The sequence below is a fragment of the Paenibacillus sp. UNC499MF genome (assembly GCF_900107975.1).
In the GTDB taxonomy this organism is placed as follows: domain Bacteria; phylum Bacillota; class Bacilli; order Paenibacillales; family NBRC-103111; genus Paenibacillus_F.
This window is the reverse complement of record NZ_FNVF01000012.1, coordinates 58,862-83,866: the sequence shown is the minus strand read 5'-3', so window position 1 is coordinate 83,866 and position 25,005 is coordinate 58,862. Positions and strand designations below refer to the sequence as shown.

Sequence of the window (25,005 nt, the reverse complement as noted above, 5' to 3'; positions counted from 1 at the left end):
ATCTATGCAATTATCCCGTTTCATAAAACAAGCTGGCCCGGAATTTTCCGGTGCCAGCTTGTGTTTTTTTGCGGGAGGGCGGGCGAGCTGCCCGTTATTTCAAAAGATTGTAAACCGCCTGTGCGCTTTCCGCACGGTTAAGGATAGCTTGAGGCGCGAATAAGTTGCCTTCGCGCCCGTTCAGGAGCCCGGAGGCGACTGCTTTCGCGACGTCGCCCTTAGCCCATTCGCGGATGCTTTCGGCATCCGTGAAGGATAGGGGAGGCGCCGCGGCCGTCAGCTTTCCGTGTTCCATCTCGTAGGCACGGACCAGCATTGCCGCCATTTGCTCGCGGGTGACCGTTCCGCCGGGCTCAAATTGCGAATCCGTCATACCGGTCACGATTCCCGCATGAAATGCCGCTGCGACTTCTCCGGCGAACCAGTCTCCGGCTTTTACGTCCGTGAAGGGAGTTCCCGATTTTTGGGGAAGCCCCAGAGCGCGTACGAGCAGGGCGGCGAACTCGGCCCGGGTCACTTGGCGCTGGGGACTGAAAAGGTTCTCGGTAACACCGTTTATGATCAGCTTACGGCTCAGTTCGCTGATTGCCGGATACGCCCAATGGCCGGCGTCTACATCCAGGAATGATTTGGTTACTTCCAACAAGCCGTAAGTGCTGAAATGGCTGATGTTCGCCACAATCGTTCCGCTGCCTGATAATTTCTGTTCGGCGACATATTGAAGCGTTCCGTCTTCGACCAGGTGATAAAGCGACGTACGGTTCAAGTCGCTTCCTCCCGCCCCATGAAACGCGATTTCAAGCGGAGCAGAGAAGCGGTCCAACACGGCTTTGGATTCGCCTCCGGATTGGACTTCCATCCGGAAGTCGTACATTCCCCGGCTTCGGACCTCAACGCCCATTTTGTGCTTGGCCGTTTGCAGCAGAGCTTGCAGCCGGCTTCCATCGACAGGCTCGGCTTTGAAAACCAGCTTCGCGCCGGTATCGGCCGTCAGCGCCTGCCACTGTTGTATGACCGGGTTCGGGACCGACACACTTACATCGGCAAACTGAAGAATAAGCGGGCGGCTGCCGCCGATAATCGTACCCGTTTTGGCCGGCAGATGTATCTCGCGGATGCCCGCCGGGACGGAAACGGTTACTTTACCGTCTGTTTCCTTAAGCTCGGACGGGTCTATGATTTGAATCCCGCCCGGCGGTGAAGGCGTAGGAACCGTCGGACTCGTTGGTCCCGTACCGCCTCCCGAGCCAGAGCCTCCCGAACCCGAGCCGTCTGAGCCCGAAGAAGACTGCGCGGTTGCCGTAACGGTGGTTCCTTGGCTTTCCAAGCTGCTTCCGCGTTCGAGAGCCGTCACGACGTACGTGTAGGTCTTGCCCGCTTGCACGGTGGTGTCCGGCACGGTTTGGAGTCCCGCAGGTCCTGCTTTTACCTGCTTCCAGATGTGAGCGGGATTCGAAATGTCTGCTGCCCCGGTGCCCTCAGATCTGTAAATCACATAGGTGCCGGCCGTGCCGCCCGCCTCGTTTCGGATACTCAGCTTGATTCCACTGCTTTCAGCTGCTGCCGTTACGGCCGGGGCGGCCGGGATCGACTTGGAAAGCCAGCTCATTTCCGGCATAAGGGCCGGATAGAGATACAAGTCGGTTTTTAAGCGGTCTTGAAAACCAAGTTTGTTTTCCAGAACCTGCGCGGCGGAGAAGAACATACTTCCTTTAACGTCGGTGAAATTCCGATTGAACAAAATTTGGTTAGGCAGCTGGTCCGGATCCAGCCAGTTCGGGTCGTCTGCTCCGATCTTATGAACGCCGTGACCCGCGTAGAGCAGAACGTGTTTGCCCTCTACCTGCCGCTTCCACCAGTCGATAAGCTTATCGTAGGCAGCTGGACTGTAATTGATGTTCCAGTACAGCTGAGGCGTAATGTAGTCGATCCATTGTTCGTCCACCCATTTTTTGCTGTCGGCATAGATCGCCGAGTAGCTTTCCAGTCCGTTCGTTTCGGAACCTCCCGGATCGTTCGCTTTATTTTTCCAGATGCCGAATGGACTAATGCCGAACTGCACGTAAGATTTGGATTTTTTAATTTCGCCCGAGAGCTGCCGGATCAGCGAGTCTACATTGCTGCGGCGCCAATCCGCTATGTTCATACCCGATCCGTAGGCCGCATATTCCGCAGCGTCGGGGTAATCCACGCCGGTTACGGGATAAGGATAGAAATAATCGTCAAAATGTACCGCGTCGATATCATAGTTGTTTACCACTTCCATGATGCTGTCGATGATATACCGTTTCACTTCCGGTTTGCCGGGATTGTAGCCGAGCTTGCCTCCGTAAGAGACGACCCAATCGGGATGCAGAACCGCGGGATTATTATCCGCCAGCTTGCTTTTATCCGTATCGTTGCTGATGCGGTATGGGTTGAACCAGGCGTGAAGCTCCATATTCCGTTTATGGGCTTCCTGGATGGCGAAGGCAAGCGGATCATAACCCGGATCCTTGCCCTGCGTCCCCGTCAGCCAGGCGGACCATGGATTCAAGGCGGAACGGTAGAGAGCGTCCGATGTCGGACGGACCTGATAAATCACGGTATTGATTCCCGTGGCTTGAAGTTCGTCAAGCAAACGGATCAGCTGTTGTTTCTGCTGCCCCGCATCGTATGTTCCTTTTGCGGGCCAATCGATATTTTCGACGGTCGCGATCCAGGCGGCTCTCATTTCGCGTTTCGGATCGCCGGTTTCTTTGTTAACGACGAGCGAATACGTGTCGGTTTTGCCGTTTAACGAGGCGCTTATCGTCGTCACACCGATGCTCTTGGCCGTAATTGCTCCTGTGGCGTCGATCTCGGCTGCTGCGGGATTACTGCTCGTAAAGACCACGCCGCTTGTCGCTGCCGCCGGCGGCTGAGGTACGTCGAGCAGCGTGTAAGTGGCAAGCACTTTGGCCTGCCGCACGGCTCCGATTTTCATCGACTTGACGTCGGTTAGCTGAATCTTGGTAAGAACCGGAACGGGTTCGATAACCGTAACGGGAACAGTCGTCTGCCGGCCCGCGAAACTAACCGTAATCGAAGCGGTACCTGGCGATTTTGCTATGATTTTTCCGTCCGCCGTTACTTCGGCTGCGGAAGGGTTGGAGCTTACGAACCGGGCTTCTTTCGTGACTTCGAGCGGATCTGCCAGATTGGCGTAAGCTGCGAAAACTTTGGAAGCACCCGTTCGGCCTGCTTCAAGCCGTTCCGGCGCAAAGGCCTGAATGCCCAGCACCTGGGGTTCGTCAGAGGTGACGTCCACTTCAAACGCGGCGGGCTGACTGTCGGAGTAAATAGCGACAATTACCGTTTTTCCGGCATTCAAAGCACTTACCCGGCCGCCGGCGTCTACGGTGGCTACATCGGGATTACTGCTATAAAAACTGACTCCGTTATCCACTTGTTGAGGCGAGGTGCTGTTGGCTTTGGTCACATAAACCTCCGCGTTCTTGCTCTGACCGGTTTTCATCGGAGTCAATCCGGTCAGGTCCAGCCCTGTAATTTCGGTGTTTGAGTAGATTGCGCTCAACCTGTCGTAATAAAGGATCCCGGCATTTTTATTCGTATCCTTCGTTTCAACCAGATAAAGATCCATAAACTTGAAGGGACCTGGCTGTGAAGAAGGAATGTCTGCCGTTACGTAGCGCCATCCTTTCCAGTTGAAGCCGGTGCTGCTCGTAAAATCGACCGTAAAAGAAACACCTGCCTGATTTCTGAGCCTTGCGCGCAGCCAATGACTGCTCTCGTCTCCGTAAACCCAGACGCCGATCTTCTTCGGCGTGCCCTCGATCGGTCTGTCGAGAGCTCCCGTGTCGGGATTCCGGAGACTGACGAATGCGGCCGACGTACCGGCGGTTCCTCTCATGTCGTAAGCAAATTTAAGAGAGCGGCTTCCGTAAAGCACCGGCTCCGGTCTTTCCGCCAGCCCGATGGAGCTTTTCGTACCCGCCGCTCCCGCGGTTCCAGCGCTTAACAGTGCTTTGCCGTTGTTAATGGTCTCAAAATCTTCAAGCAAGGCTGTCGCTTTGTTTCCGACCATTACGAGCGCTTGGGTTTTTAACCCTCCGTAAGAAGCGGTAACATAACCGGCTTTGAAGCCGCTGCCGACCGGCGCAGCCGTCAGCAAGCCATTCGTATCCACAGTGCCGATCGTGCTGTCGGCAGACCAAGTGACATCGCCCGCCTGAAGTGGAGACGCGTTCCCGTTGGCATCGTAAGCGGATACGGCAAACTGCTGCAGGGAAGAGGGAGCAACTGTCACCGGATTAGGCGTCAAGGAGATGGAACTGTAAGAGCCGTATGTGATGCCGGTTACTGAGCTGGAGGCGAGGGAAGAAGCCGAGGCGGAGTAAGCGCTTGCAGAAATTGAAGGGAATAAGCCGATCAAGAGCGTGATGACCGTAAAAAATGACAGAGCGGGACGGGTGCGCCTATATGTGCGATCCAATCAAGTATCACTCCTTATCTGTTTTTAAAAGGGCCGGCTTTGGGAAATGCTCCATGTATAGGGGCATTATTTAATTATAATGGGACCTCCTTTCTGTTTTTGGCAATCAGCTCTATTATAGAAAAACACATTTGGAGAATCAATCCATTTTATTTTTTGCTTTCCATAAATTCAATGCGTTGTTCTTAACTTTTGCAAGATAACTACGTAAAGGAGCGGTTCGAATGAGTAAGGGTGAGATGTCACCGGTAACACCTTTTCTGACCTTTGCAGGGCAGGCGGAGGAAGCTATGAATCTGTATACGTCGGTGTTCGAAAACTCGGAAATCATCCGGATAACGCGATACGGTCCGAACGAACCCGGCGAGGAAGGAAGCGTTATGCACGCGTCGTTTTCTTTAAACGGACAAGTCTTTATGTGCATCGACAGCAATATAAAACACGATTGGACGTTTACCCCCGCTATTTCGCTGTATACGGCTTTTGAGAACGAGGAAGAAATTCAGCGTGTTTACGAAGAATTGTCCCGGGGAGGGCAGATTTTGATGCCACTGGGATCTTATCCGTTCAGTAAAATGTTCGGCTGGATTAGCGATCGTTACGGAGTCACCTGGCAGCTGCAGTTGAATGAGAGTTAAGTAAAGAAGGGAAGCGGCGCTGCCGTTCATTCATAGCGGCGCCGAATATGTAAAATAGTGGGGTCTCAACCCGATAACAATCGAAGAAATGCAGGAACGCTTGAGAAATGGGGTACGGTACGGAGAAAAGCAGGGAGTATTAGGCTCCAAAAGGTGCGGGAAACACACAGTTTGGCGGAGGACCAGGCAGACTCAAAACCTCGCAAAGCCAGGCAATCTGAGAACTTAGGCAAAACTGAGAAAACCAGCGCGGGCATGAATTGCGGCCGATGTAACTCAAAAAGAAGAAAACGAAACTGTCAGCTACTCTGTTTGTCCGGAAAGTTGAAGTCTCCATTCATTCGACTTCATCCAGGAACCTGCTGGAAACTCGATTTCCGTTTCTCCCGCGAGCGAGAAGCCGAGCTTCCTGCAAATGGCGTTCGAAGCGGAATTGGACACGTCGGGAAACGCATAAACGACTGCACCGGGCACATCGTTTCGGAGAATGGCGAGCATGGCCGAAGTTGCGGTGAAAGCGATGCCGCGCCCTTGATATTCGGGCAGTACGCCCCAGCCCACCTCATAAACGTTCTGATCTTTCCAGCTTTGCATCCAGTAGCCTACGTTGCCCACAGTGTCTTCATCTGAAAAAATGGTAAACATGCGGACCTTGCCCGGTACGGGTTTCAAATACCTCTGGTGTCTGGAAGCTACCGCAGCTTCCGTTTCTGGTCCTCCGAGATGGGCCCACATTTCGTCGGTATTCATCCGCTGAAGCAGGGGGAAATCGGTATCTGACCAAGGACGGATTGAAGTTTTAAAGTTATCCTTCTTGCCGGAATGAAGTGTGCCCATCGCTGTAAATCCCTCCATTAATTACCTAATATTCTTATATTAGAACAAACGTTCCTGTTTATCAAGCTTTTTTTGTTATAAAAATCTTCCTTCCTTTACGGTGAACTGCCGCAGCACAGTAATCCGCTTTCCGTAAAATCCGGCAGCAGAAATTGTTAAGAATCGACCATGTACCAGTAGTTGTCGGTGATCAGCACCTTGTCCGGAACGACAAAAAAGCCCGAACTGTTTTAAGAGTTCCGGCTCTTCTGAGGCAGGCCGGCGATGGCGGCGCTGCGGGGGCGGGCCGCTTTGTACCACTGCAGGAAAAATAACGTAATGAGCACAATATCTACGGCATCGCCGCCGTAATACATGATCAGCGATCCGGTTTCCGCTTGCTCCGGTGCAACACCTTCCGGGGGGTGGGCGTATAAATATTTCGCCAAAATTCCGTGTGCGGCCAGAGCAAGGACAAGCACGACGGCCCGGTATACGAAACTTTTGCGGTGCGGCGCCGGGTCCACGGAAATAAGAGAAGCCGTAAATAAGTAGCCCGCCAGGAAAACATGGGCATGAATGAGCACGTGCAATAAGAAGCTGTGATGCATCCGGGAATATAACGGCGTCAAGTAAAGAACATACAGTCCTCCGATGTTGAGAAAAGAAGCGGTGAGCGGGTCGCTCAGCAGGCCGAATACCCGGTGCCTCATTACAACGGCAACACGCCGCGATGCCTGGACGGGCATTGATCGCAAGAGCAGCGTGACCGGTGCCGCGAGTGCAAGCAAGAGCGGAGCAAGCATTCCGAGCAGCAGGTGCCCGGTCATATGCGCGGCAAAATCCGTGCGCGCATTGTCGGAAAGGGGACCCGCAAGAGCGGCGGCGACACTCGTAATACCGAGAAACGCATACAAATATCTGCGGAGCGGCCATGCTTTGTAGCTCCGGCCGCTTTTAAGCGCGCCATAAACGTAAAGCAGAAGTATAAGCAGGAAGGGCACAAAAGAAAGCCAGCCCGGCCATGCTGCGCTGTCGTGATGCACATGACCGCTCACCGTGCACCGCTTCCTTCCGCCGCTTCCACTTCTCTGCGGGCACGGACTGCAAGCAAGCTTCCGGCGACGATCATGACAACGGCCAGCAGGTTCCAGATGATATCGTACACCGCTACATCGTCTACATAGCGGATCTGATGAAGACGCATAAGTTTATGCTGGATCGTTCCGTCATAAAGTTGAAAAATACCGCTGCCGAGAAGCGAGCCGCCGAGCCACCGTTTTTTTATCCAGACGTTCCGTCTGCGGAGGTCGGCAAACATAAACAGGGCGCCGATCGTCGCAAACCAGCTGAACGCGTGAAACAGACCGTCGGAGATCAGTCCGATGTCCGAGGTGGACTTGTCATAGAAATGGTGCCAGTGAAGAAGCTGATGAAAAACCGTCTCATCGATAAAAGCAACCATTCCGACTCCGAAAAGAAATCCGGATCCTAAATTGCGTCCGAGGTAGGCGATACGCCCTTCGGAGCTTTTTCCGGTTATGTGTCGTGCAGCCATTGGGGATACCTCCAAAGCGAGATAGACGCTAAGCTTTCCTTCCATTTTTACCCCAATAAAACTGTTTTAATCAGAAGGCATTCGTCTTCGGTTCGGGAGGAAAGTGCTTATGCGGCGGCCGGCGACAATTCGCGGATAAAAAAGCGCCGCTTCCTCTAAACGGAAGCGGCGCTTGTCAATCAGTCGGCCTGGATATCGACTTTATATTTGTTTGAAAGATAGGTTTCGGCTTTCGATGACCAGATGACTTGAGGATACATTTTACCCGGTTCGGGAGAAGTCAGCTTGTAATGGACTTTCGCGTGCCCGTTGTCGTTCATCTCGATTTTCGTAATCGACAGACCGTATCCGGGACTCGGCTGTTCCTTGCGGGTAAGTACGATTTTGTTGATGTCCTCGTTTACCTTTTCGACCGTAAAGCTTACTTCCTTATTCTCTTGCTCGTCCGTCCGTTCCTTGTAGCGGTCGGTAAATTCAATCGCCTTGGCGATCATACCGGCCGCTTCCATCCGGGTAATAGGATTCTGCGGATGGAACTCGTTTTTGCCGTCGAGGAAGGCTACCTTCATAAGCAGCAGATTCTGTATGCTGCCTTGGTACGACGGGGTCATCTCGTCTTCGTCCGCGACTTGAATATACATCTTGATCAGCGGGTAGTCGCCGGTCGCGCGGATTCCTTTAAACAAAAGATGCGCAAACTGTTCCCGGGTCAGCTCGGCAGACGAATCTGCCGCCAGTTCGACGGGCAGACCGTTTTTTGCGGCGATTTCAAGCGATTCGGCGTACCAGGGCGCATCCGGACCAGGTATAGCTCCGCCGGCCGCCTTCAACTGCAGAGCCTTGACGATCAGATGTACGCCCTGCACGGACGTCAGCTTGCCCTGAGGCGCAAATTTGTCCTCCGACACGCCCTGGATCACTCCCTTGCTCTGTAAAGACTCGATAACGGCTGCATCCGAGCCTTGAACGTCGGAAAACGCCGAAGCGGAAGAAGCTGCCAGTAGAGAGCATCCCAGAGTCAGTGCTGCAATCATGTTCTTTTTATTTTTCATCATGTAGTTCACCTCAACCTTACTAACGGAAAAAATTTCTAGAAGGTTGCTTGTTCATCGGCCTGTGATACAAATCGTATACCGTTAAACGTCACCGGCGTTCATGAACCGGATATCTTCGATTTTCACGCAGCATTCGCCCGAAGGAGTTTCGATCGTAAACGTCTGTTCCCGCGATCCCAGCAGAAGATGGCTTCCGATAGGAGATAAGAATGAAATCCGGTTGCTGGCCGGGTCCGTTTTGGACGGAAAAACGATCGAGTACGTATCGGACTCGTTATCATCCAGGTACCGGATCTGCACTTTACTGCCGATCAGCACTTTGGAATGCAGAAGCTCTTCGCTGAATTCACTAATCAGATTCGTGAGCGCTTCGGAATATTCGTGAAGGCGCTCCTCCGTGTAAATTCGCGATTTCGTCGGGGAGGGAAAATAAAGCTCCAGGAACTGATGCAGTTCCTCGTCGAAATAGACGAGCTGATTAATGAGCTGGTGCCGGGAACCCGTCAGACTAAGGTTCATAGTAGATTCCTCCTTCCATCCCCAAATCCGCGCCGGCAATGCCGGTAAGCCTTTTTTTCCAGTTGGTCGTCATAGGGGTGTGCCTCCTTATGTAAAAATAAGACTCCCGGTAGGAGCCCTTCCTTCTATACTATCAGAATTTTCCGTAAAAGCTATCCGTGACCGGATTTCCTTGGAGGAATATGGTAGGATAAAACTTAACTGCTTATCTAAAGGTGATACGATGATTTTTTATTTTCTGGCCCTCTCGACGGCATCGCTGCTTGTTCTGATTCCGCACCTTCATAAAGAGACAAACCGGTGGGCGGCGTTTTTTCTTTTCAGCGCTTCCATAGGCGGCTTAACCGGCTTGCTCCGGCAGAAAGGCTTTACGGAACTCGCTCACGCATCGGAATTTATTAACCATACGCTGACGCCTTACGGGGTCCTCGTTTTCAGTCTGGTCTATGCGGGCGTTTTGGAGAACAAACCGGGGGCCCGGCGGCTTGCCAAAGGATTGCTGCTGCTGCCCGTTCCGGCCATGCTGGCGTACACGGCTTCGAAGGATGCGTTTGCGATCCATTACGGTCCTCTGCTTTTGTGGACGGCTCCTTATTATTTGAGCGCCTGCTGGCTGCTTGTTCGTTCTCTACGAAAAGAAGAAAATCCCCTTCACAGAAGAAACCGGCTCATCACGACGCTGATCATCGTTCCCACGCTGCTTGGCGTACTGCTGTTTATTAACGTGGCGCGCGTATTTTCTCCTGCATTCGATTTCTTCCGGTATGTTTCCGTCTTTATTTTATATTCGTTTGCGGTGGCGCTGCTTTGCGTTTTTGTTTACGGTGTACTGGGCATCCGGCTCCGTTTTGAAAGAGATTCGCTTGACACGACCATGCAGGCGGTCACATCGGGAACGGCACTGCTCAATCATTCGATCAAAAACGAGCTCGGCAAAATTTCGCTCAGCACGGTAAATCTGCAGGGAAGTCTGGGCGAAAAGGACGCGGAAGCGAAGGAGCATCTGCGGATTATCGCAGCCGCTTCAGACCATATGCTCGATATGGTAGGCCGTATTCATAACCGGACGAAGGAGATCGTACTTAAAGAACGGCCGGTGCCTTTCGATAAGCTGGCTATGGACGCTGTCCGTCTGCACGAACGGTTATTGGCACGGCAGGAGATAACAATCAAGACTATTTTCGAATGCCGTCCGTCGGTCCGGCTCGATCCCGTTCACCTGACGGAGGTAATCGGCAATTTGCTCGGCAATGCGGCCGAAGCTATGCCCGGCGGGGGAACGCTTACCGTGACGCTGGCGCCGGTCCGGCAGGGCGCTGTGCTGAGCGTCTCCGACACGGGCTGCGGGATTCCTCCGGGCGCGCTCTCGCGCGTGTTTGAGCCGTTTTATACGACGAAGAAAAAAGCGGACAATTACGGACTCGGCTTGTCTTACGTGTACAATGTGATGCAGAAATCCGGAGGCTCGGTGGAAATCTCAAGCAAACCGGGTGCCGGGACGAGCGTGCGTCTTTATTTTCCGCGCAACAAAATTCTTCAATTAAACGGAGAGAATTCAGATGGAACTTATCAAAATACTGCTCGTGGAAGATGATCCGGATTGGATCAAAGCGATGACTTCCTATTTAAATAAGGAAGACGATCTTCTGGTCGTCGGCGCGGCCGTTCATCCCGACGAGGCCGTCAATATGGCGGCGAAGCTTGATTTCGATGTGGTGCTGATGGATATTCAGCTGACCGACCGCGGACTTGACGGCATCTATACCGCCGTGGAAATGCTGGAACTGCGTCCGGTCAAGATCATCATGCTGACTTCGATGTCCGACGAGCATGTCATGACGGAAGCTTTTACCGCGGGAGCCGTCAATTATATTGAAAAGACGAGATTCCGCGAAGTTCCCCAAGCCGTTCGCAGTGCCTATCGCCATCCTGCAGCCATGGATGCTTTACTGAAAGAATTTTCCCGGCTCAAAAGGGAAGAACAGCTGAAAGAGCTGACGGCAGCCGAACGGGAGGTCTTCGAATTGATCGAGGAGGGCTATACGCAGTCCCAAATCGAGAAAAAACTTGTGAAGGCGGAAAGCACCCTGAAAAACCAGGTAAATAAGATGCTTAAAAAGCTGGGCGTCAAAAGCAGTAAAGAAGCGGTCGAAAAAGTGCGGAGGCGGGGCATTTCGCGGGATAAACAAGCGGAATGACCCCCTGTTCCGGCGGTATGAACGACAGGAGGTTCTACGATTCGTAGAACCTCTTTTTGCCGCGTCCTAAATAAGTTAGAACTGAGCAAAAGCACCGTTGTGCCCTATACTGGCGTTAAGACAGCGGAGACAGGAGAGAAATGCCGTGAGGGGCGGGAGCAATGGGGAGACAAAAAAAGGCGTCTGGGAACGATTCCGTCATTCTCTTGATCGACGGATCCTGCAGCTTGTGTCACGGAATCAGCCGGTTTGTGATCCGCCGGGACCGCTTGTGCCGTTTTGCGTTTGCCGCTATCCGGTCGGAGGCAGGCAGACGCCTCTTACAAGAGCAAAGGCTGGCGGCGGGGGACCCGGACACGTTCGTACTGATCCGGAACGGCCGGGCGTATACGAAATCCGCGGCGGCTCTGCGCGTTTTCCGCTACATGCCGGGTATGTGGCCGGTACTGGGTGTTTTCGCCGTCGTGCCCGTTTCTATAAGAGACAGAGTATACGACTGGATTGCCCGGAGACGGCACCTCTGGTTCGGACGGAGGCCGGACTGCCTTCTCCCTGACTCTGACATAGGGAAGAGATTTATGGAGCAAGGGTTCGAGACCGATGGCATGGATAGCGGAAGACCGCCGGGACACGGAAAGGAGAGAGACGAATGAAAGCAAGACCGATCTATGTGGAGCTCGACATTCAGACGGACATGGAGGCGCTTTGGAAAGCGACGCAGACTCCGAGACTGCATCAGCAGTGGGATCTGCGCTTTACGGAAATTACCTATCTGCCCCGAAGCGGGGAAAGAGAACCTCAGCGGTTTCATTACCGGACGAGAATCGGTTTCGGAATGGACATCGCGGGAACGGGCGAGACGAAAGCCAAAGTGAACCTGCTGACCGGGGAGCGCATTTCGAGCCTCAAGTTCGGTTCCGCACAGCGGATCTCGCTGATCCGCAGCGGAAGCGGGTATTGGAAATATACGCCCAAGGGCGGCGGAGTAACGTTCGCGACCTCCTACACGTACGAGACGCGCTTCGGAGCGGCGGGGCGCTGGTTCGACAGGATCTTGTTCCGTCCGCTATTCGGCTATGCGACGGCTTGGAGTTTTGACATGCTCCGGATCTGGCTGGAAAAAGGAATCCCGCCTTCGGTCAGCATCCAGCGCGCTCTTATGCACTATTTTAGTGCGGGGCTCCTCGCGCTGCTGTGGCTGTACCAGGGGCTGGTGCCGAAGCTGCTCTTCCCGGAGGGAGGCGAGCTGGCCGTGCTGCAGGCGGCCGGATGGTTCCCCGGCGGCGAGAGGTTTGTGCTCGCCCTGCTTGGAGCGGGCGAGATCGGCCTTGGCCTGCTGGCTGCCGCGGTTCACAGGCAGGGCGGCATTTACCTTGCGCAGGCGGCTCTGCTGATCGCGCTGCCCGCGGCCGCACTCGCCCGGAGTCCCGAGCTGCTGCAGGCGCCGTTTAATCCGCTGACTCTCAGCGGAGCGATGGCGGGCCTGTGCCTGCTTGCATTCTGGTCCAGGCGGGATTTGCCGCAAGCCGGGCGATGCTTGCGCAAGCCGCGCAGCAACGGGAAGGAGGGGGCGCCGCGATGGCATCCATATACGAGCGGGCGCTAGGAGAAGACATCGCCAGGCTGCATCCCCGCATCCGGGAGCGGTTCGGGTTCGGCAGCGGAGACGGCGTCGCTTCCGTCGGCGAAGGGGTGATGCACCGCGTCTGGACCAGCAAGTGGACGGCTCTTCCGCTGCTGATCGGCACCTCGCGGCACATCATGTTTCCGGAGAGCGGTACGGAAATTCCGTTCACGATCGAAAATTTCGCTTACCGGGACAGCTACGGCCGGGAAACGGTAACGTGGATCCGGAAGTTCGCATTCGGCTCCAGAGTGCGGCATTTCGATGCCACGATGATTTACAGCAGCCGGCGCGGGCGTATCGTCGATTATCTCGGAAACAAGCAGCATCTTGCCGTAGATCTTGATCTTGCGCCAACACCCGGTGGTGGAATCCGCATCCGGTCCGGGAATCAGCGGTTTTATGAAGGGTCTCTCCAGTTTCCTTTCCCCGCCGCAATAACCGGTATCGCCGATGTTTGCGAATGGTACGATGACCGCGAGGACGCGTATAAAATTACCGTCAACGTGAGAAATCCAGTGCTCGGCCCGGTATTCGGCTATGAGGGCACCTTCCGTGCGCAGCTTGTCCCGTGCGGAACGGCCGACATTCCGGATCGCGTAAAACCGCTGCGGGAAGAGCTCCGGGAATGAGGACAGATTCATTAAATTTTGTCCCCGGTAATACGGGGCTTTTTTTTGTTTCACCTTGAATTGGCGCCATTTGCGCTTCACATTCGATGTGAGAGTGAGAAAAGTCCATTAATTAATGGCAAAAAACAAATTGATAGCGTTTTAAAAATCAAGTACAATTAAGGCGACATTTACCATTACATGGAAAGGAGGGTATCTATATCCAGTATTGGATTAATTGGAAGGAGATTTTCACCAAAACACAGCTCTGACATGCTGATGCGGAGCCATACCAAAAGGAGATGATCGGAATGATGAATTGGTTAAGAACGAATGTTTACGCTTCGGGTTTACTGCTTTTGCTTCGTCTTTATGTGGGCTGGAAATGGGCAAGCGCCGGATGGGGCAAGATTACGGGAGGTTTTGACGCAACCGGTTTCATGAAGGGGGCTATCGCCAAGCCGGTGACGGATAAGGCGACTAACGCACTCGTTTATCCGACGTACCATGCTTTTCTGGAAAATGTGGCCCTGCCGGGTGTCAAAGCGTTTAACTTACTGGTTCCGTGGGGAGAGCTTCTGGTCGGACTCGGTTTGATTCTCGGGGGATTGACGGCTGTAGCGGCCTCATTCGGTTTGTTGATGAACTTCATGTACATGTTTGCGGGAACGGTGAGCACGAATCCGTGGATGATCCTGCTCGGATTTTTCGTGGCGGCCGCAGGAGCGAACGCCGGTAGATTCGGACTTGATTATTACCTGCTTCCGTATTTAGCTTCTAAGGCGGGCCGGAAAAGAAAAGCGGTCGGTTTCGACAAGGACAACAAACCTGCTTTTGAACACGGATGAAGATTTGCGGATTTGCAATGGTTTACAAACGAGTCTATTAGCCTTGCCATGCGGCAGGGCTTTTTTTTCTTTTTTAAAAATCAGTCAGCCCACCTTAGAAAGTACTGCCTGAAACAAGAATAGGACTTATTTAATACTTATTCCTATATTGTATCATATATTCTCCGAATTTCCAGTTGCATCCAATTGAATCGTTAGCCAGCTAGATGATTTCTTTCAAAGAGCGAGATTTGACGAGTTTGTCAGAAGTAATGAACGGTTTTTCGAGGCTTGCAATTCAATTGACAGCTTGTAAACATGTGCGGTAAAATTCTGAACAACCAAAGGGATTTATATACAAAAATGTAAGATTACCAATGAATTTCGTAAAAGAAAGGCGGCTGGCCCGGTTATGAGTTGGGAAAAGGAGCGGGAGCATATGGAGCATGGCCTGATAAATCAAACGGAAACGAGCGAAAAGCCTGTTCACGCAAGAAGTGCCGGCATCCCTCGGCCGGACAATCCTTCTGTCCCGTTTGGTCAAACGGATGCGGAGACAGTCGGCGAGGCGGAAGAAATTATTACAGTGACGCCTGTTCGTCGTACGATAGCCATGCGCACCCTGCAGAGCGTCCGCGAGATTCCCCACGCCTTAACGTCGATTGAAACGGACGTAACGGATCTGGTGAAGCTGCGGACGTTGCTTAAAGATGATTTTATGCGCCGGGAAGGCGTTAATTTGACCTATCTGGCTTTTTTTATCCAAGCGGTCGTTTCGGCCATTAAGGATTATCCGCTCATGAACTCGGTGTGGGCCGTGGACAAAATGATCAGGAAGCGCAATGTCCACATTTCCCTGCTCATAGGAACGGAGGATTCGGTTCTTGCTCCCGTTATCAAATATGCCGACCAGAAAAGCGTAGCGGGGATCGCCCTCGAAATCGCAGCCCTGACACAAAAAGCCCGGACGGGCCGCCTCACACTGGACGACATGCAGGACGGAACGTTCACGATCAACAATACGGGGGCTTTCGGTTCCATCCTTTCCTCCCCGACAATCCATTACCCCCAGGCCGCTATTTTGACGATCGAATCGATTGTCAAAAGACCCCGGGTCGTCGACGACATGATTGCCGTCCGTTCCATGGCGAATCTCTGCCTCTCCAGTGACAATAGGATTCTCGAAGGCAGGGTGACCGGCCAATTCCTGCACAGAGTCAAGCAAAATCTGGAGGCGTTCCTCCCGGATACGCAAATCTATTAAATGTCGGGCTTGCAATCCCAAGCAGTACGGAAACGATACAATGGCAGGAGGTTCGCACTCCTTCGTCCTATGAGGCAGGCTTCGCTTATTTTAACGGGGAAAAAGCGGTTAGGGTTCCTGTCCCGAAGGGAGGAACCGCCTTTGTGATCTATCGCGGAGCATAAAAAAGACGGATACGGGGTCCGTTTTACTGATGTGCAGAAGGCCCCCTGAGATCCGCGCAGCCTGACAAAATCCGTATCCGCGCACCGGTATCCGGCATATACACCCTTGTTGCTGCAGACGATCAGGCATATATGCGGAAGGAACGTTCGGGGTGGAATGGATGCTAGAGTAGGGCATGCCCAGCAATGCGCATGCCGATCAGGTTTCGGACCTGAACGATTTGCCTTTCTCCGCATCCAAGCCGAAGTAATGACGGAAGCTGTAAATAAGCGGATTCCAGGCGGCGGGATTCACATAGCGTTCTCCCAGTACGATCCGCTCTTCGGCGTGAACGGCCCGGGACTCCGTCTCCACGATGCAGAATCCATCGCTCGGATGTAGGGCCGCAAGAGCGGCCTCGATTTGGAGCGGGCATTCCCGGATTCTCAGGGGCTTTACGTGTTCGGACGGAACCGAAGTAAAGCCGGCAGCCGTAAATTTATCTTTTTCGTACCGGTATAACTCGCGTTTAGTTTCCGGAACGGGAGATTTACCGGTCAGGGACGCCAGCTTCTCGACCTGTTCCCACAGCGAGCTGTCCGGAAGATTGATTACGCATTCGCCCGTACGCGACAAGTTTTCCAGCCCTTTTCCGCCGTTTCCGATGCCCAGTATAATCCGGCTGCCGAGCGCCCAAGCGGACGACAGGGGAGAGATATTCGTACTTCCGTCCTCGTTAAGAGTGGTGAGCAGAACGACGGGCGTGCCGAAATAAAGAATCGAAGGCCGGATTGTCCGGAATGTTTCCTGTGCTTCTTGTTTGATCATCACTATCACCTCGCAAGAAGTATACACGCCAGATTGTTCGGCCTCCGTCGAATCATCGATGCAAACTCAGCGCGATATCAGCGCAGGCTCAGGTTCACCCCTAAGTGCCTCAGTCCGTCACGCCCGGATTCCGTGATCCGGACGGCCCGCCCGCCGGGAATACGCTCGATCCATTCCCGTCGGAACAGCTGCTCCGTCAAGGCGGCGCCAAGGCTGCCGGCGATGTGATACCTGCGTTCACTCCAGTCCAGGCAGCACTTGGCGAAATGTCTGCGGCTTCTGCGGAGCTCCGCGCAGTCTATGCCGAAGGCACGGAGAAAGATTTCGCCTTTCTCCGTCACCGTGAAATCACGGCCGGACTGGCCGATGATGCCTGACTCAAGCAGGCGGTCCGCCAGTGCCACTCCCGCTTCCCCCGCAAGGTGGTCATAGCAGGTGCGGGCGAAGCGCAGATGATTAAGCCGGTCGTGCTCCCGCAGCGACTTGACCGGCTTAGGCAGCGCCAGCGCGTTCAGCGCTTCAAGCGCTTCGGCCACCTCGGGGCCCGCAAGCTTGTAGTACCGGTGCCGTCCCGAGAGCTCGACCGTGAGCAGACCGCCTTCCACCAGCTTGGCCAGGTGAGAGCTGGCCGTTTGGGGAGTAATGCGGGCGGCTCCGGCCAGCTCGCTTGCCGGCATGCATTTGCCGCTAAGAAGCTCGAGCAGCATCCGCATCCTTGACGGTTCTCCGATTAAACCTGCCAGGGTAATCGTATCGGGTGAAGCATTCATGTTCGCATCCCTCCAAAGCGGTTGAATTTCCATACTTCCACAATAGCACAACCACTATTCGACGGGGGCCGAATTTTAACATGCTGCGCAAGCGAGCAGACAGATTAGTGGTTAAGGATGACCGGAGAAACGGTAAAAAAAGAGCCCAAAGCAGGCTCTTTAAATAATTAATCTCATTAAGTAACCACAATAGTTAATGAGATTAATTAAATATTTAATTAATGTCATAAAATAAATGGATCAGGTTCTCAATATTTTTTCACTGCATCTTGGTGGAGATAAGCGCCGCCGTCGACCGGGTCCAGAATCCAGAAGCTTTTATCCGCAGGCAAAGTTTTGACGCCGTTGAAAAAGGTGGGGGAGTTCCCCCTATAAAATTTCCCGGTAAGGCTCAAGTATCTTTTTGTAATCCTCCCCGTAGGCGGAACGCAGCTCCCCGTCGAAGTCCTGCTCGATCGTTTCCAGCACCACATCGTGATAAAGGGAGGTGACCAGCAGCTCCGTAACCGAAGGATGATCCGTTTCCAGCGCAGACAGTTTGAGGCCGGACGTGAAGCTGCCGATAATGGCAGCGGTGGAATCGCTTAGGATCGAAAACTTCCGGCTGGCCGTATTGTTCCATTCCTCGCTTCGTTGATGAACGAGTACGTGCCGCAGGGGGCTGTGCGTTTCGCCGATTGTAATGACCGTAACGGAAATGCCTCGCCGCTCCGCATCGAGCAGGCTTTCTTCGACCCACTGGATATCCTCCGCCCATATATCGACCACAAGGGTTTTACGGGCATTCGCTATGATCCGGCGAATCGCCTTTTTAAGCGGCTCTTCACCGTACCAGGAATAGAAAGAAGATGTCTTCCGGGGCGGCGGCTTAAGCTCCTGAAGAAGCTTGGCGGAAGTTTTCTCGAAATCGGATTGAAGGGTGCGGATGAGCTCCTCAATCGGAACGGCGTCATAAAGCGCCGGATCTCCTTCGATGACCCGGCATATGCCTTGTTCCGTCAAAGCGCGGAGCACAGCATATACATTGGTCCGGGAAACGGACACCCGCTTGGCGACTTCATAGCCGGACAAGTGCGGTTCCTCATGCAAAGCGAGGTAACACCTGGCTTCAAGATCCGACAGCCCGATTTTGCGCAGCTCTTCGATCATAGGGAGCCTCCTCTCTTATATTATATAGTGTTATTTCATGATACTACTATGATGAGGGTAAAACGTCAAGCCGAACCGCCGGCAGCAGTAAAATGAGTCTTCCTTGCTGGGAAAACAGATGCAGCCGCCCGGCCGCATCTGCCTCTGCTTACAACGGCAGGGTAAGAATATGCTGAGGACCCAGCGGACCGATCTTCGTTTTCCCGTGATCCTCGAACCCGCATTTCAAATACAAATCGCGTGCCGGAATATTCTTCTTATTCACCCCGAGTCCAATGATACGCGCCAGAGGAAATTCCTTACGGACGAAATCGGGGAGCAGGAGCAGTCCCTGCTTGGCGTAACCTTTTCCCTGTTCCGAGTGATTGACCGAGAATGCCCTTAAGGCAATCGTCTGCGGATCGTCCGAATACAGGGCGGTCTCTTCGCCGTCATATAACACAAAAAAACCGACAGGTCCGGTGTCGGCCATAATGACGACCGGATAGCGGTGAGGGTCCCCTGCGGCAGACGTAAGCACTTCCCGGGGCAAAGCGCTGAACTGCAGCTGCTCGTCCGGCAAATAGTAAGAACGGAGTCCTTCGTCATACTCGGTTTTGTAAAATTCCAAACGAACGGTTGGGCTTACGGCAGATGCTGACATGATATCTCTCCAGTTTTCAGTGTAAATGAGCGCCTGAAGCTGCTTCGAGGACGGCTCTTCTTACACAATAGCACAGCCCAAAACGGATTTGTACGGAGAACTTTATTACAAACGGAGTTAGGCTGCTCTTTATTCGCCGGCCTGGACGTATTTTTTTCCGAGCTTGCTTCTTGCAAAAGCGATAATCGCATAGTAAACGGGCAGTGCGTCTACCAGCACCCAAAAGCCGACGATGGCCATGGAGTTAGTATCGGATAGAAAACGGGTCGTATCGCGGGAATATTGGAGTGACGCTACTACAGCGGTTCCGCCCAGGAGAGGAAGGATCGCTTTTCTCGATTGAAATTTAAACAGCTGCGCCGCGCATTTGGTTCCTATATACAGGAGAAACGCATCATGAATGAACATGGATGTCGTCCACAAGCCGATCAGCAGGGGATCCGCATTGCCGAGAAATCCACTTAACGTTGAACTTCGGATCAATTCGAGCAGGGGATACTGGATACGGCTCCCGTAATACGCGCCGAAATTAAACAAAGTCAGCATCCACTGCAAGGAGACGGCAACCGTCACTAGCAGACAGGCCAAGAGCAGGTTGCGAAGCGTTTTGGGGCCGAACTTCAGATGGGGCACCATAAACAAAAAAACGAACCATTCGCCAAACCAGGAAACGGCGGTAAAGGTATCCCGAAACGCCAAGCCCATTTTGTGATGGGTCCATAAGGCGGGGAACATTTGAAAATTGGCGTTCGCCGTGAACAAGCCCAAAATGGTAACGATCCCGATTATCGTAATGAGGAAAAGTCCGTCCGCCATATAGACAATCGAGACAAATCCCCAGCGCGCCGTAATCACGATAACCAGCCCGATCATAAGCTGCAGGAACCATTGAGGCGTTTCTCTCATATAAATCGATCCGTAGAACAGCGTAAAGCTCTCGAGATCAATAGAAACGTAATAAACGCACCAGTACAGAACAACGAACAAAAAGAAGCGGTGCGGCCATTTTCCGATAATTTGTTCGCCGGACTGAACCCAAGGCACGCCAGGGCTTAAACGACCGATATAGACCGTGCAGCAGAGGAATAAAGCGCTGATGAGTCCTCCCAGAAGCAGGGAGATCCAGCCCTGATAGCCGGAGGTTGAAATCAGAGGGGTAATTAGAAAAGCGATCGGCTGAGAAATCATGTAAATCGTTGCAAACCGGAATGTCTGCCAAGACGTCGAGCGCAAACGATCACCTCCTTCAATCGGAAATAAGAACTTTATTCCAGCCAACCAAGCAGCAGATGCGCGAGCTGATTGGGCTGGGGCCACCATGTAAAGACGGAGGCCAGAACGTTCCAGCAACCCAGAACTGAGAAAAGAACCCAGAATTTGGCGGTGTCGCCGGGAGGTTTGGGATTGGTTCTAAACCATTCGAGCAAGCCGATAGCGAAAAAAGCCAGAGCGATCATAGCGGATTTTCCTTCCCGTAGAATGACGGACCCGATTGGGAACGTTAAGATTGAATTCCGACCTGTTTCACATTAATCTCGCATTTAAATTCGATAACGAGGTCGTTCTTATAGTAATCGGTCCAGTTTTCCCGCTTCTTCTCCCAAAATTCCGGATATTTCCATTCAAGCAGCATGCCTAGCTGCAGCACATCCGACCTTGCTTGCTGTGTTTTGCTGAATGCGTTTTTTAACTGTTTTAGGATTTTCTCCCGCAGCTTCTGTTCAAGGATAGTGTTTATTTCGTTATCGTCGCGGTTCATGGGATCCCTTTTCTGGATCAGATCTCCGTCGCCTTTAAGGGTCAGCGTGAACCGGGGACCGTCCGGTCCCATCCGGACCGATTTTTTGCTCGTCAAATGATTAAAGAGGATGTCCGCCTTACTTTGACCGTCGTCCCAGGATAGGGTGTATACTTGCCTGCCCAACCCGCCCAAGGCCCAGGCTATGGCCCTGCCTTCCGCGCTCGGAAGTACTCCCGTTAGCTTGTCGTTGTTATATAAGGCTAGTCCTTGAATGCCCGCCCATTTCTCGGCTTGTTCGTTCTCGCTAGCCATTTTCATCATGCCCACCGACAAGTAATTGGTTGCGACCCCCTGACCGGAAGCTTCTGCTATCAAGCACTGCTTGGCGCTCGTATCCAACATCGCTTTTTGCAGGGACATTTTGAGCATCACTTCCGCCGGCATCTGTTCGTAAACGGGCGCAAGTTCCGCTATCTCTCTTGCCCTGCCCGGGGCCGTATTCACAATAGCGCTGATATGAAAAGTAGGTTCTCTTTGCATCCAGCTCAGCATATCTTTGATCCCCTTCTCCGCATATTGTCTACCTACAGTGACGACCCGGGTGTGCCCGAAGTTAATCTTCCTGGTCAGATCTCGTTGAATAAGCATAAGAGCCTGAGGAATGGAGGTGCCTTGTTTGCTGATCATGGCGTAAGGTTTACCGTTGGCGGCGCCGCTTCCGGCCTGTTGACCTGACATAAGGCGGTTCGGCAGCGGGCTGCTGATTGTAACTTCTACCTTATCCGGAGTATCCCCCTGATCGATGTATAAGGCGAAAATAAACGTCTGTTCGTCGATTTCGACCTTCGACCAGCAGCCTGTCATCAGCAGCAGCGGAAGCAGAGCCAGGAGAAGTCTGATCCTCCGCATGTTATTTCTGCCTCCTGAAATTCCGGTCGGTGAACGCTTTGGAACGCTTGGTCATAGAAGGCGAAGGCACACGCATAAAGATATCCTTCCAGTCCCGGAGAACCAGGGGCGCCAGCGGGCTTAGGTAAGGGGCGCCGAACGATCTCAGGCTGGTGAGATGCCCGTATACGATGAACGTGGCGGTAAAAACGCCGATGAGCCCCGTCGTGCCCCCCAGGAGCAGGAGAGGGAAGCGCAGCAGACGAAAGGCCAGACCCAGCTCGAAATGGGGGATGATATAAGAGGCGATCCCCGTGATGGAGACGACAATGACCATGGGAGCCGACACGATCCCGGCTTGTACGGCCGCCTGTCCGATAACGATGGCGCCGATAATCGAGATCGTCTGGCCGACGGGCTTCGGAATGCGCGTTCCCGCCTCGCGCAGCCCTTCAAAGGTCAGCTCCATAATAAGAGCCTCCGTCAGTGCGGAGAACGGGATATTTTCGCGGGCCGCAGAGATCGTAAGCAACAGATCGGAAGGGATAATTTCGGGCTGGAAAGTAGTGATTGCCACGTACAACGAAGGCAGAAGCATCGAAATCAAGGCAAAAAAAATCCGCACCAGCCGAATCCAGCTTGCCGACAAATAGCTCTGATAGTAGTCCTCGGAAGACTGGAGCAAAGACAAGAGGGTGACGGGAACGAGAAGCGCGGACGGTGTCCCGTCCTGCATAAGGGCAACCCGGCCTTCCAGCAGGGAAGCGGCGACGGAGTCCGGCCGTTCCGTATATTGGAATTGGGGAAAAGGTGTCTTGTTCCCTTTCTTCATCTGCTCCGACAAGTAGCTGATTCCGAGCACGCCGTCAATGGAAATTTCATTGATTCCTTTATCCAGATCTTTTAAAATTTCGGGTTTGCACAGTCCCTCGATATAAATCATGTACACAGTCGTCTGCGTATAGGTGCCTACGGTATATTTGACGGTTTTCAAATCAGGATGCTTGATTTTATGCCGGAGCAGGGACAAGTTGCTGACGATATCTTCGATAAACGCTTCTTGAGGACCGATAACGACGAGCTCGTTCTGGGATTCGGAAACGGCTCTTTTCTGATATTTAACGACATCAAATATATAGGCGCAGCCAAGTCCTTCGATGCAGAGCGCCGCTTTGCCGTGCACAAGTTCCCGGACCGCATCCTGCGACGCGAAAACAGGCTTTGCGGGAAGCGGAAACAGCGTCCCTTCGTCCAAAAGCTGAAGAAACTCTTCGTATTCATGGTCTCCCTGGGCTTCGGCGACGAGGACGGAAGCGACCTTCTCCTGGAGCGTCTTCACATCGACAATCGACTGAATATAGATCAGGACGCAGGAGCGTTCGTACAGAAGAAAAGGCTGATAAACGGTATCCTCGCTTCCGGCAAGAAGCTTTTGTATATTTTCGTACATCAGTCCCTTCGTTTCCATGGAATTTCCTCCTTGTTAGCATCCGGTTTTCTTTTTCTTTAGAATGCGGAAATTTCTGCAAGTTATGCAGGAAAGTCGGACAAGCTTAAAGGGGAGGACGTATAAAAGCGGGGACGATTGCCGCCGGGGAGACTGCTGCCACGGCAAAAAACTCCCCTGCCGATTATGACAAGAGAGTCTGTTTGCTTGCAGCCTTCCAACGAAGGCAGTATACGGAGAAATCAGTCGGCGGCCAGCATTTTCCTGGCCGTTACGGCAAGCCGGTTCCAGGCGTTTATGACGACGATGGCCATAATAATCTCGGCGGTCTGTACCTCATCGAAATAGAGGCGCACTTCGTCGTACACGTCGTCCGGGACATGGGTTTCGGCGACGAGTGTAACGGCTTCCGTCAAAGCGAGCACCGCACGTTCTTCCGGCGTAAAAAACGGCGTTTCACGCCAGGCGTTCAGGGCGTAGATGCGCTGCTCGGTTTCCCCGTGTTTGCGCGCGTCTTTCGTGTGCATGTCGATGCAGAAGGCACAGCCGTTGAGCTGGGATGCACGTATTTTGATCAGCTCTTTCAGCGATTTGTTCAGGCTGGCGGATCCCAGGTACTGTTCCAGCCCTAACATGGCGGTATATCCTTTCGGAATCAGCTGGTCCATTTGAAGACGTGTTTTCATAGTATCTTCCTCCTCTTATTTACAGTTCAGTCATAGAACAGATTAGGAAGCTTTTTTGTGACAGAAAAAAAGAAAGAAGCGGAAAAAAGTTTTCCGCTTCCTTGCTTGGGGTTAACTCTATAGACGGATTCCGTGCAGCTTCTCGGGATTGCCGACTATATACAGCCGGTCTACACGGTCTTGTTCCCAGTCCCATCGAATGCTGACCGCAAGGACCGGAAGCTCGCCGCGGAGAAGAACGATGCCCGGCTCTCCGTTGATCCGGGCGGGAATGAGGGAGCCGCTGAAATAACCGCGCGGCCAGATGCCTTCGAACAGCGCCCGGATTCGCTGCGGGCCGTAAATGGGACGCAGCGCACAGCGTACTTTGCCGCCGCCGTCCGTAACGAGCACGGCTTCCGTAGTCATCTGCGCGATAAAAGCCGCAAAATCGCCCGTTTTGGCCGCCTCAATAAACAATTTCACGAATTGTTCCTCCCGTTTGCTTGACTGCGCGGGGGCGGCCTCCTTCCGGACAAGCTTCGTTTTGACGCGGCTGTAAATTTTGCGGCAGTTCTCCTCGGACTTCTGGAGAGCGTCTCCGATCTCCTTGTAGCTGTACTGGAGCGCTTCACGCAGGATAAATACCGCCCGCTCGACCGGGTTCAGCATCTCCATCATAACAAGCAGCGCATAGGAGACGGTTTCTTCCTGCACCACCTGCTCGGCAAGGTCCGGAAGGACGGCCGACGGCTCCGGCAGCCATTCGCCCGTATAAACTTCCCTTCGGCTGCGTGCGGATTGAAGAAAATTAATGCACCGGTTGGTAACCGCCTTGCATAAGTAAGCTTTGATATTCCCGATGCGGCTAAGATCCTGCTGCTGGATCTCCAGATAAACATCCTGAATGATATCTTCGGCATCGCTCAAAGTGCCGAGCATCCGGTAAGCGATGGAATAAAGAAGAGGGTGGTACTGTTTGTACAACGTTTCCGTCATGGAATCCGAACCTCCCGATTTCCTTTGGTGCCTGTTCTTTTTATCATAGCATCCTTTCGGATTTCAGTCTCTAATCGGTCTTGTCGGCCGGAGAAAGGGAAGCGGAAAGGAAGGGCGGAATGGAGGGAGCCGGATATTTTTGCGCTC

The 25,005-nt window shown here is 53.1% G+C and carries 24 protein-coding genes; 8 read left to right on the top strand and 16 right to left on the bottom strand.

The annotated features are described in order from the left end of the window. Positions 1 to 94: 94 nt before the first annotated feature. Entirely contained in the window at positions 95 to 4,474 is a 4,380-nt protein-coding gene (locus tag C4S74_RS20595) for a family 10 glycosylhydrolase (protein ID WP_103997219.1), read from the bottom strand. A 224-nt stretch (positions 4,475 to 4,698) separates the two neighbouring features. Between C4S74_RS20595 and C4S74_RS20590 the strand changes: the two genes are divergently transcribed. Beyond that, complete coding sequence (locus C4S74_RS20590) at positions 4,699 to 5,112, top strand: VOC family protein (protein ID WP_103997218.1); 414 nt, start codon at positions 4,699 to 4,701, stop codon at positions 5,110 to 5,112. A gap of 303 nt (positions 5,113 to 5,415) precedes the next feature. Here C4S74_RS20590 and C4S74_RS20585 read toward each other — a convergent pair whose 3' ends face one another. The 5 genes from C4S74_RS20585 to C4S74_RS20565 all read right to left on the bottom strand — a co-directional run bounded on the left by C4S74_RS20585 (position 5,416) and on the right by C4S74_RS20565 (position 9,060). After that, a complete protein-coding gene (locus C4S74_RS20585; protein WP_103997217.1) occupies positions 5,416 to 5,949 on the bottom strand; it encodes a GNAT family N-acetyltransferase in 534 nt (177 codons plus the stop codon). A 230-nt stretch (positions 5,950 to 6,179) separates the two neighbouring features. Beyond that, on the bottom strand, positions 6,180 to 6,986 hold the full coding sequence (locus C4S74_RS20580; protein ID WP_181024488.1) for a cytochrome c oxidase assembly protein: 807 nt from the start codon (positions 6,984 to 6,986) through the stop codon (positions 6,180 to 6,182). Continuing rightward, positions 6,983 to 7,486 (bottom strand): DUF2243 domain-containing protein, encoded by a 504-nt coding sequence (locus C4S74_RS20575; protein WP_103997216.1) that lies wholly within the window; start codon positions 7,484 to 7,486, stop codon positions 6,983 to 6,985. Before C4S74_RS20575 ends, C4S74_RS20580 begins: the two co-directional genes overlap by 4 nt. A gap of 179 nt (positions 7,487 to 7,665) precedes the next feature. Continuing rightward, the gene (locus C4S74_RS20570; RefSeq protein WP_258042559.1) at positions 7,666 to 8,541 is read right to left on the bottom strand and encodes an S-layer homology domain-containing protein; all 876 of its coding nucleotides are present in this window, start codon (positions 8,539 to 8,541) and stop codon (positions 7,666 to 7,668) included. Between the two features lie 81 nt (positions 8,542 to 8,622). Continuing rightward, complete coding sequence (locus tag C4S74_RS20565) at positions 8,623 to 9,060, bottom strand: GreA/GreB family elongation factor (RefSeq protein WP_103997214.1); 438 nt, start codon at positions 9,058 to 9,060, stop codon at positions 8,623 to 8,625. A 223-nt stretch (positions 9,061 to 9,283) separates the two neighbouring features. Between C4S74_RS20565 and C4S74_RS20560 the strand changes: the two genes are divergently transcribed. The 7 genes from C4S74_RS20560 to C4S74_RS20530 all read left to right on the top strand — a co-directional run bounded on the left by C4S74_RS20560 (position 9,284) and on the right by C4S74_RS20530 (position 15,584). Next, entirely contained in the window at positions 9,284 to 10,654 is a 1,371-nt protein-coding gene (locus tag C4S74_RS20560; protein ID WP_103997213.1) for a sensor histidine kinase, read from the top strand. Then, positions 10,620 to 11,258 (top strand): response regulator transcription factor, encoded by a 639-nt coding sequence (locus tag C4S74_RS20555; RefSeq protein ID WP_103997212.1) that lies wholly within the window; start codon positions 10,620 to 10,622, stop codon positions 11,256 to 11,258. The genes C4S74_RS20560 and C4S74_RS20555 overlap by 35 nt, the downstream gene beginning before the upstream one ends. Before the next feature lie 161 nt (positions 11,259 to 11,419). Further along, positions 11,420 to 11,911, top strand: a complete 492-nt coding sequence (locus tag C4S74_RS20550) for a thiol-disulfide oxidoreductase DCC family protein (protein WP_103997211.1) — start codon at positions 11,420 to 11,422, stop codon at positions 11,909 to 11,911. Next, positions 11,908 to 12,864, top strand: a complete 957-nt coding sequence (locus C4S74_RS20545; protein ID WP_103997210.1) for a DoxX-like family protein — start codon at positions 11,908 to 11,910, stop codon at positions 12,862 to 12,864. Before C4S74_RS20550 ends, C4S74_RS20545 begins: the two co-directional genes overlap by 4 nt. Further along, positions 12,837 to 13,514, top strand: a complete 678-nt coding sequence (locus C4S74_RS20540; protein WP_103997208.1) for a DUF4166 domain-containing protein — start codon at positions 12,837 to 12,839, stop codon at positions 13,512 to 13,514. The genes C4S74_RS20545 and C4S74_RS20540 overlap by 28 nt, the downstream gene beginning before the upstream one ends. 293 nt (positions 13,515 to 13,807) lie before the next feature. Next, positions 13,808 to 14,341: a DoxX family membrane protein gene (locus tag C4S74_RS20535; protein WP_103997282.1), complete on the top strand. Its 534-nt coding sequence runs from the start codon at positions 13,808 to 13,810 to the stop codon at positions 14,339 to 14,341. A 391-nt stretch (positions 14,342 to 14,732) separates the two neighbouring features. Beyond that, positions 14,733 to 15,584, top strand: coding sequence for a 2-oxo acid dehydrogenase subunit E2 (locus C4S74_RS20530; RefSeq protein ID WP_103997206.1), 852 nt, complete (start codon positions 14,733 to 14,735; stop codon positions 15,582 to 15,584). A 363-nt stretch (positions 15,585 to 15,947) separates the two neighbouring features. Here the strand turns inward: C4S74_RS20530 and C4S74_RS20525 are convergent, their stop codons facing one another. From C4S74_RS20525 to C4S74_RS20480, 10 genes are all read right to left on the bottom strand, one after another. Further along, on the bottom strand, positions 15,948 to 16,556 hold the full coding sequence (locus C4S74_RS20525; protein WP_103997204.1) for a flavin reductase family protein: 609 nt from the start codon (positions 16,554 to 16,556) through the stop codon (positions 15,948 to 15,950). A gap of 77 nt (positions 16,557 to 16,633) precedes the next feature. Continuing rightward, positions 16,634 to 17,326, bottom strand: a complete 693-nt coding sequence (locus C4S74_RS20520; RefSeq protein WP_103997202.1) for a helix-turn-helix transcriptional regulator — start codon at positions 17,324 to 17,326, stop codon at positions 16,634 to 16,636. A 369-nt stretch (positions 17,327 to 17,695) separates the two neighbouring features. Beyond that, entirely contained in the window at positions 17,696 to 18,475 is a 780-nt protein-coding gene (locus tag C4S74_RS20515; RefSeq protein WP_103997200.1) for a TrmB family transcriptional regulator, read from the bottom strand. Between the two features lie 148 nt (positions 18,476 to 18,623). Next, complete coding sequence (locus C4S74_RS20510) at positions 18,624 to 19,118, bottom strand: GNAT family N-acetyltransferase (protein WP_103997198.1); 495 nt, start codon at positions 19,116 to 19,118, stop codon at positions 18,624 to 18,626. A 129-nt stretch (positions 19,119 to 19,247) separates the two neighbouring features. Further along, positions 19,248 to 20,351, bottom strand: a complete 1,104-nt coding sequence (locus C4S74_RS20505) for a GerAB/ArcD/ProY family transporter (RefSeq protein ID WP_103997196.1) — start codon at positions 20,349 to 20,351, stop codon at positions 19,248 to 19,250. 32 nt (positions 20,352 to 20,383) lie between these two features. Further along, a complete protein-coding gene (locus C4S74_RS20500) occupies positions 20,384 to 20,575 on the bottom strand; it encodes a hypothetical protein (protein ID WP_103997194.1) in 192 nt (63 codons plus the stop codon). A 44-nt stretch (positions 20,576 to 20,619) separates the two neighbouring features. Continuing rightward, positions 20,620 to 21,768 (bottom strand): Ger(x)C family spore germination protein, encoded by a 1,149-nt coding sequence (locus tag C4S74_RS20495; RefSeq protein ID WP_103997192.1) that lies wholly within the window; start codon positions 21,766 to 21,768, stop codon positions 20,620 to 20,622. 1 nt (position 21,769) lies between these two features. Then, positions 21,770 to 23,215 (bottom strand): spore germination protein, encoded by a 1,446-nt coding sequence (locus tag C4S74_RS20490; protein WP_103997190.1) that lies wholly within the window; start codon positions 23,213 to 23,215, stop codon positions 21,770 to 21,772. A gap of 221 nt (positions 23,216 to 23,436) precedes the next feature. Then, positions 23,437 to 23,880, bottom strand: a complete 444-nt coding sequence (locus C4S74_RS20485; RefSeq protein WP_103997188.1) for a carboxymuconolactone decarboxylase family protein — start codon at positions 23,878 to 23,880, stop codon at positions 23,437 to 23,439. A 117-nt stretch (positions 23,881 to 23,997) separates the two neighbouring features. Then, on the bottom strand, positions 23,998 to 24,858 hold the full coding sequence (locus C4S74_RS20480) for an RNA polymerase sigma-70 factor (protein ID WP_103997186.1): 861 nt from the start codon (positions 24,856 to 24,858) through the stop codon (positions 23,998 to 24,000). Between the last annotated feature and the right edge of the window lie 147 nt (positions 24,859 to 25,005).

Excerpts from the sequence above, each read along its gene's own strand:
- C4S74_RS20590 (WP_103997218.1), top strand. The coding sequence starts at position 4,699 with ATGAGTAAGGGTGAGATGTCACCGGTAACACCTTTTCTGACCTTTGCA.
- C4S74_RS20585 (WP_103997217.1), bottom strand. The coding sequence starts at position 5,949 with ATGGGCACACTTCATTCCGGCAAGAAGGATAACTTTAAAACTTCAATC.
- C4S74_RS20575 (WP_103997216.1), bottom strand. The coding sequence starts at position 7,486 with ATGGCTGCACGACACATAACCGGAAAAAGCTCCGAAGGGCGTATCGCC.
- C4S74_RS20570 (WP_258042559.1), bottom strand. The coding sequence starts at position 8,541 with ATGATGAAAAATAAAAAGAACATGATTGCAGCACTGACTCTGGGATGC.
- C4S74_RS20565 (WP_103997214.1), bottom strand. The coding sequence starts at position 9,060 with ATGAACCTTAGTCTGACGGGTTCCCGGCACCAGCTCATTAATCAGCTC.
- C4S74_RS20560 (WP_103997213.1), top strand. The coding sequence starts at position 9,284 with ATGATTTTTTATTTTCTGGCCCTCTCGACGGCATCGCTGCTTGTTCTG.
- C4S74_RS20555 (WP_103997212.1), top strand. The coding sequence starts at position 10,620 with ATGGAACTTATCAAAATACTGCTCGTGGAAGATGATCCGGATTGGATC.
- C4S74_RS20550 (WP_103997211.1), top strand. The coding sequence starts at position 11,420 with ATGGGGAGACAAAAAAAGGCGTCTGGGAACGATTCCGTCATTCTCTTG.
- C4S74_RS20545 (WP_103997210.1), top strand. The coding sequence starts at position 11,908 with ATGAAAGCAAGACCGATCTATGTGGAGCTCGACATTCAGACGGACATG.
- C4S74_RS20540 (WP_103997208.1), top strand. The coding sequence starts at position 12,837 with ATGGCATCCATATACGAGCGGGCGCTAGGAGAAGACATCGCCAGGCTG.
- C4S74_RS20535 (WP_103997282.1), top strand. The coding sequence starts at position 13,808 with ATGAATTGGTTAAGAACGAATGTTTACGCTTCGGGTTTACTGCTTTTG.
- C4S74_RS20530 (WP_103997206.1), top strand. The coding sequence starts at position 14,733 with ATGAGTTGGGAAAAGGAGCGGGAGCATATGGAGCATGGCCTGATAAAT.
- C4S74_RS20525 (WP_103997204.1), bottom strand. The coding sequence starts at position 16,556 with ATGATCAAACAAGAAGCACAGGAAACATTCCGGACAATCCGGCCTTCG.
- C4S74_RS20520 (WP_103997202.1), bottom strand. The coding sequence starts at position 17,326 with ATGAATGCTTCACCCGATACGATTACCCTGGCAGGTTTAATCGGAGAA.
- C4S74_RS20515 (WP_103997200.1), bottom strand. The coding sequence starts at position 18,475 with ATGATCGAAGAGCTGCGCAAAATCGGGCTGTCGGATCTTGAAGCCAGG.
- C4S74_RS20510 (WP_103997198.1), bottom strand. The coding sequence starts at position 19,118 with ATGTCAGCATCTGCCGTAAGCCCAACCGTTCGTTTGGAATTTTACAAA.
- C4S74_RS20500 (WP_103997194.1), bottom strand. The coding sequence starts at position 20,575 with ATGATCGCTCTGGCTTTTTTCGCTATCGGCTTGCTCGAATGGTTTAGA.
- C4S74_RS20495 (WP_103997192.1), bottom strand. The coding sequence starts at position 21,768 with ATGCGGAGGATCAGACTTCTCCTGGCTCTGCTTCCGCTGCTGCTGATG.
- C4S74_RS20490 (WP_103997190.1), bottom strand. The coding sequence starts at position 23,215 with ATGGAAACGAAGGGACTGATGTACGAAAATATACAAAAGCTTCTTGCC.
- C4S74_RS20485 (WP_103997188.1), bottom strand. The coding sequence starts at position 23,880 with ATGAAAACACGTCTTCAAATGGACCAGCTGATTCCGAAAGGATATACC.
- C4S74_RS20480 (WP_103997186.1), bottom strand. The coding sequence starts at position 24,858 with ATGACGGAAACGTTGTACAAACAGTACCACCCTCTTCTTTATTCCATC.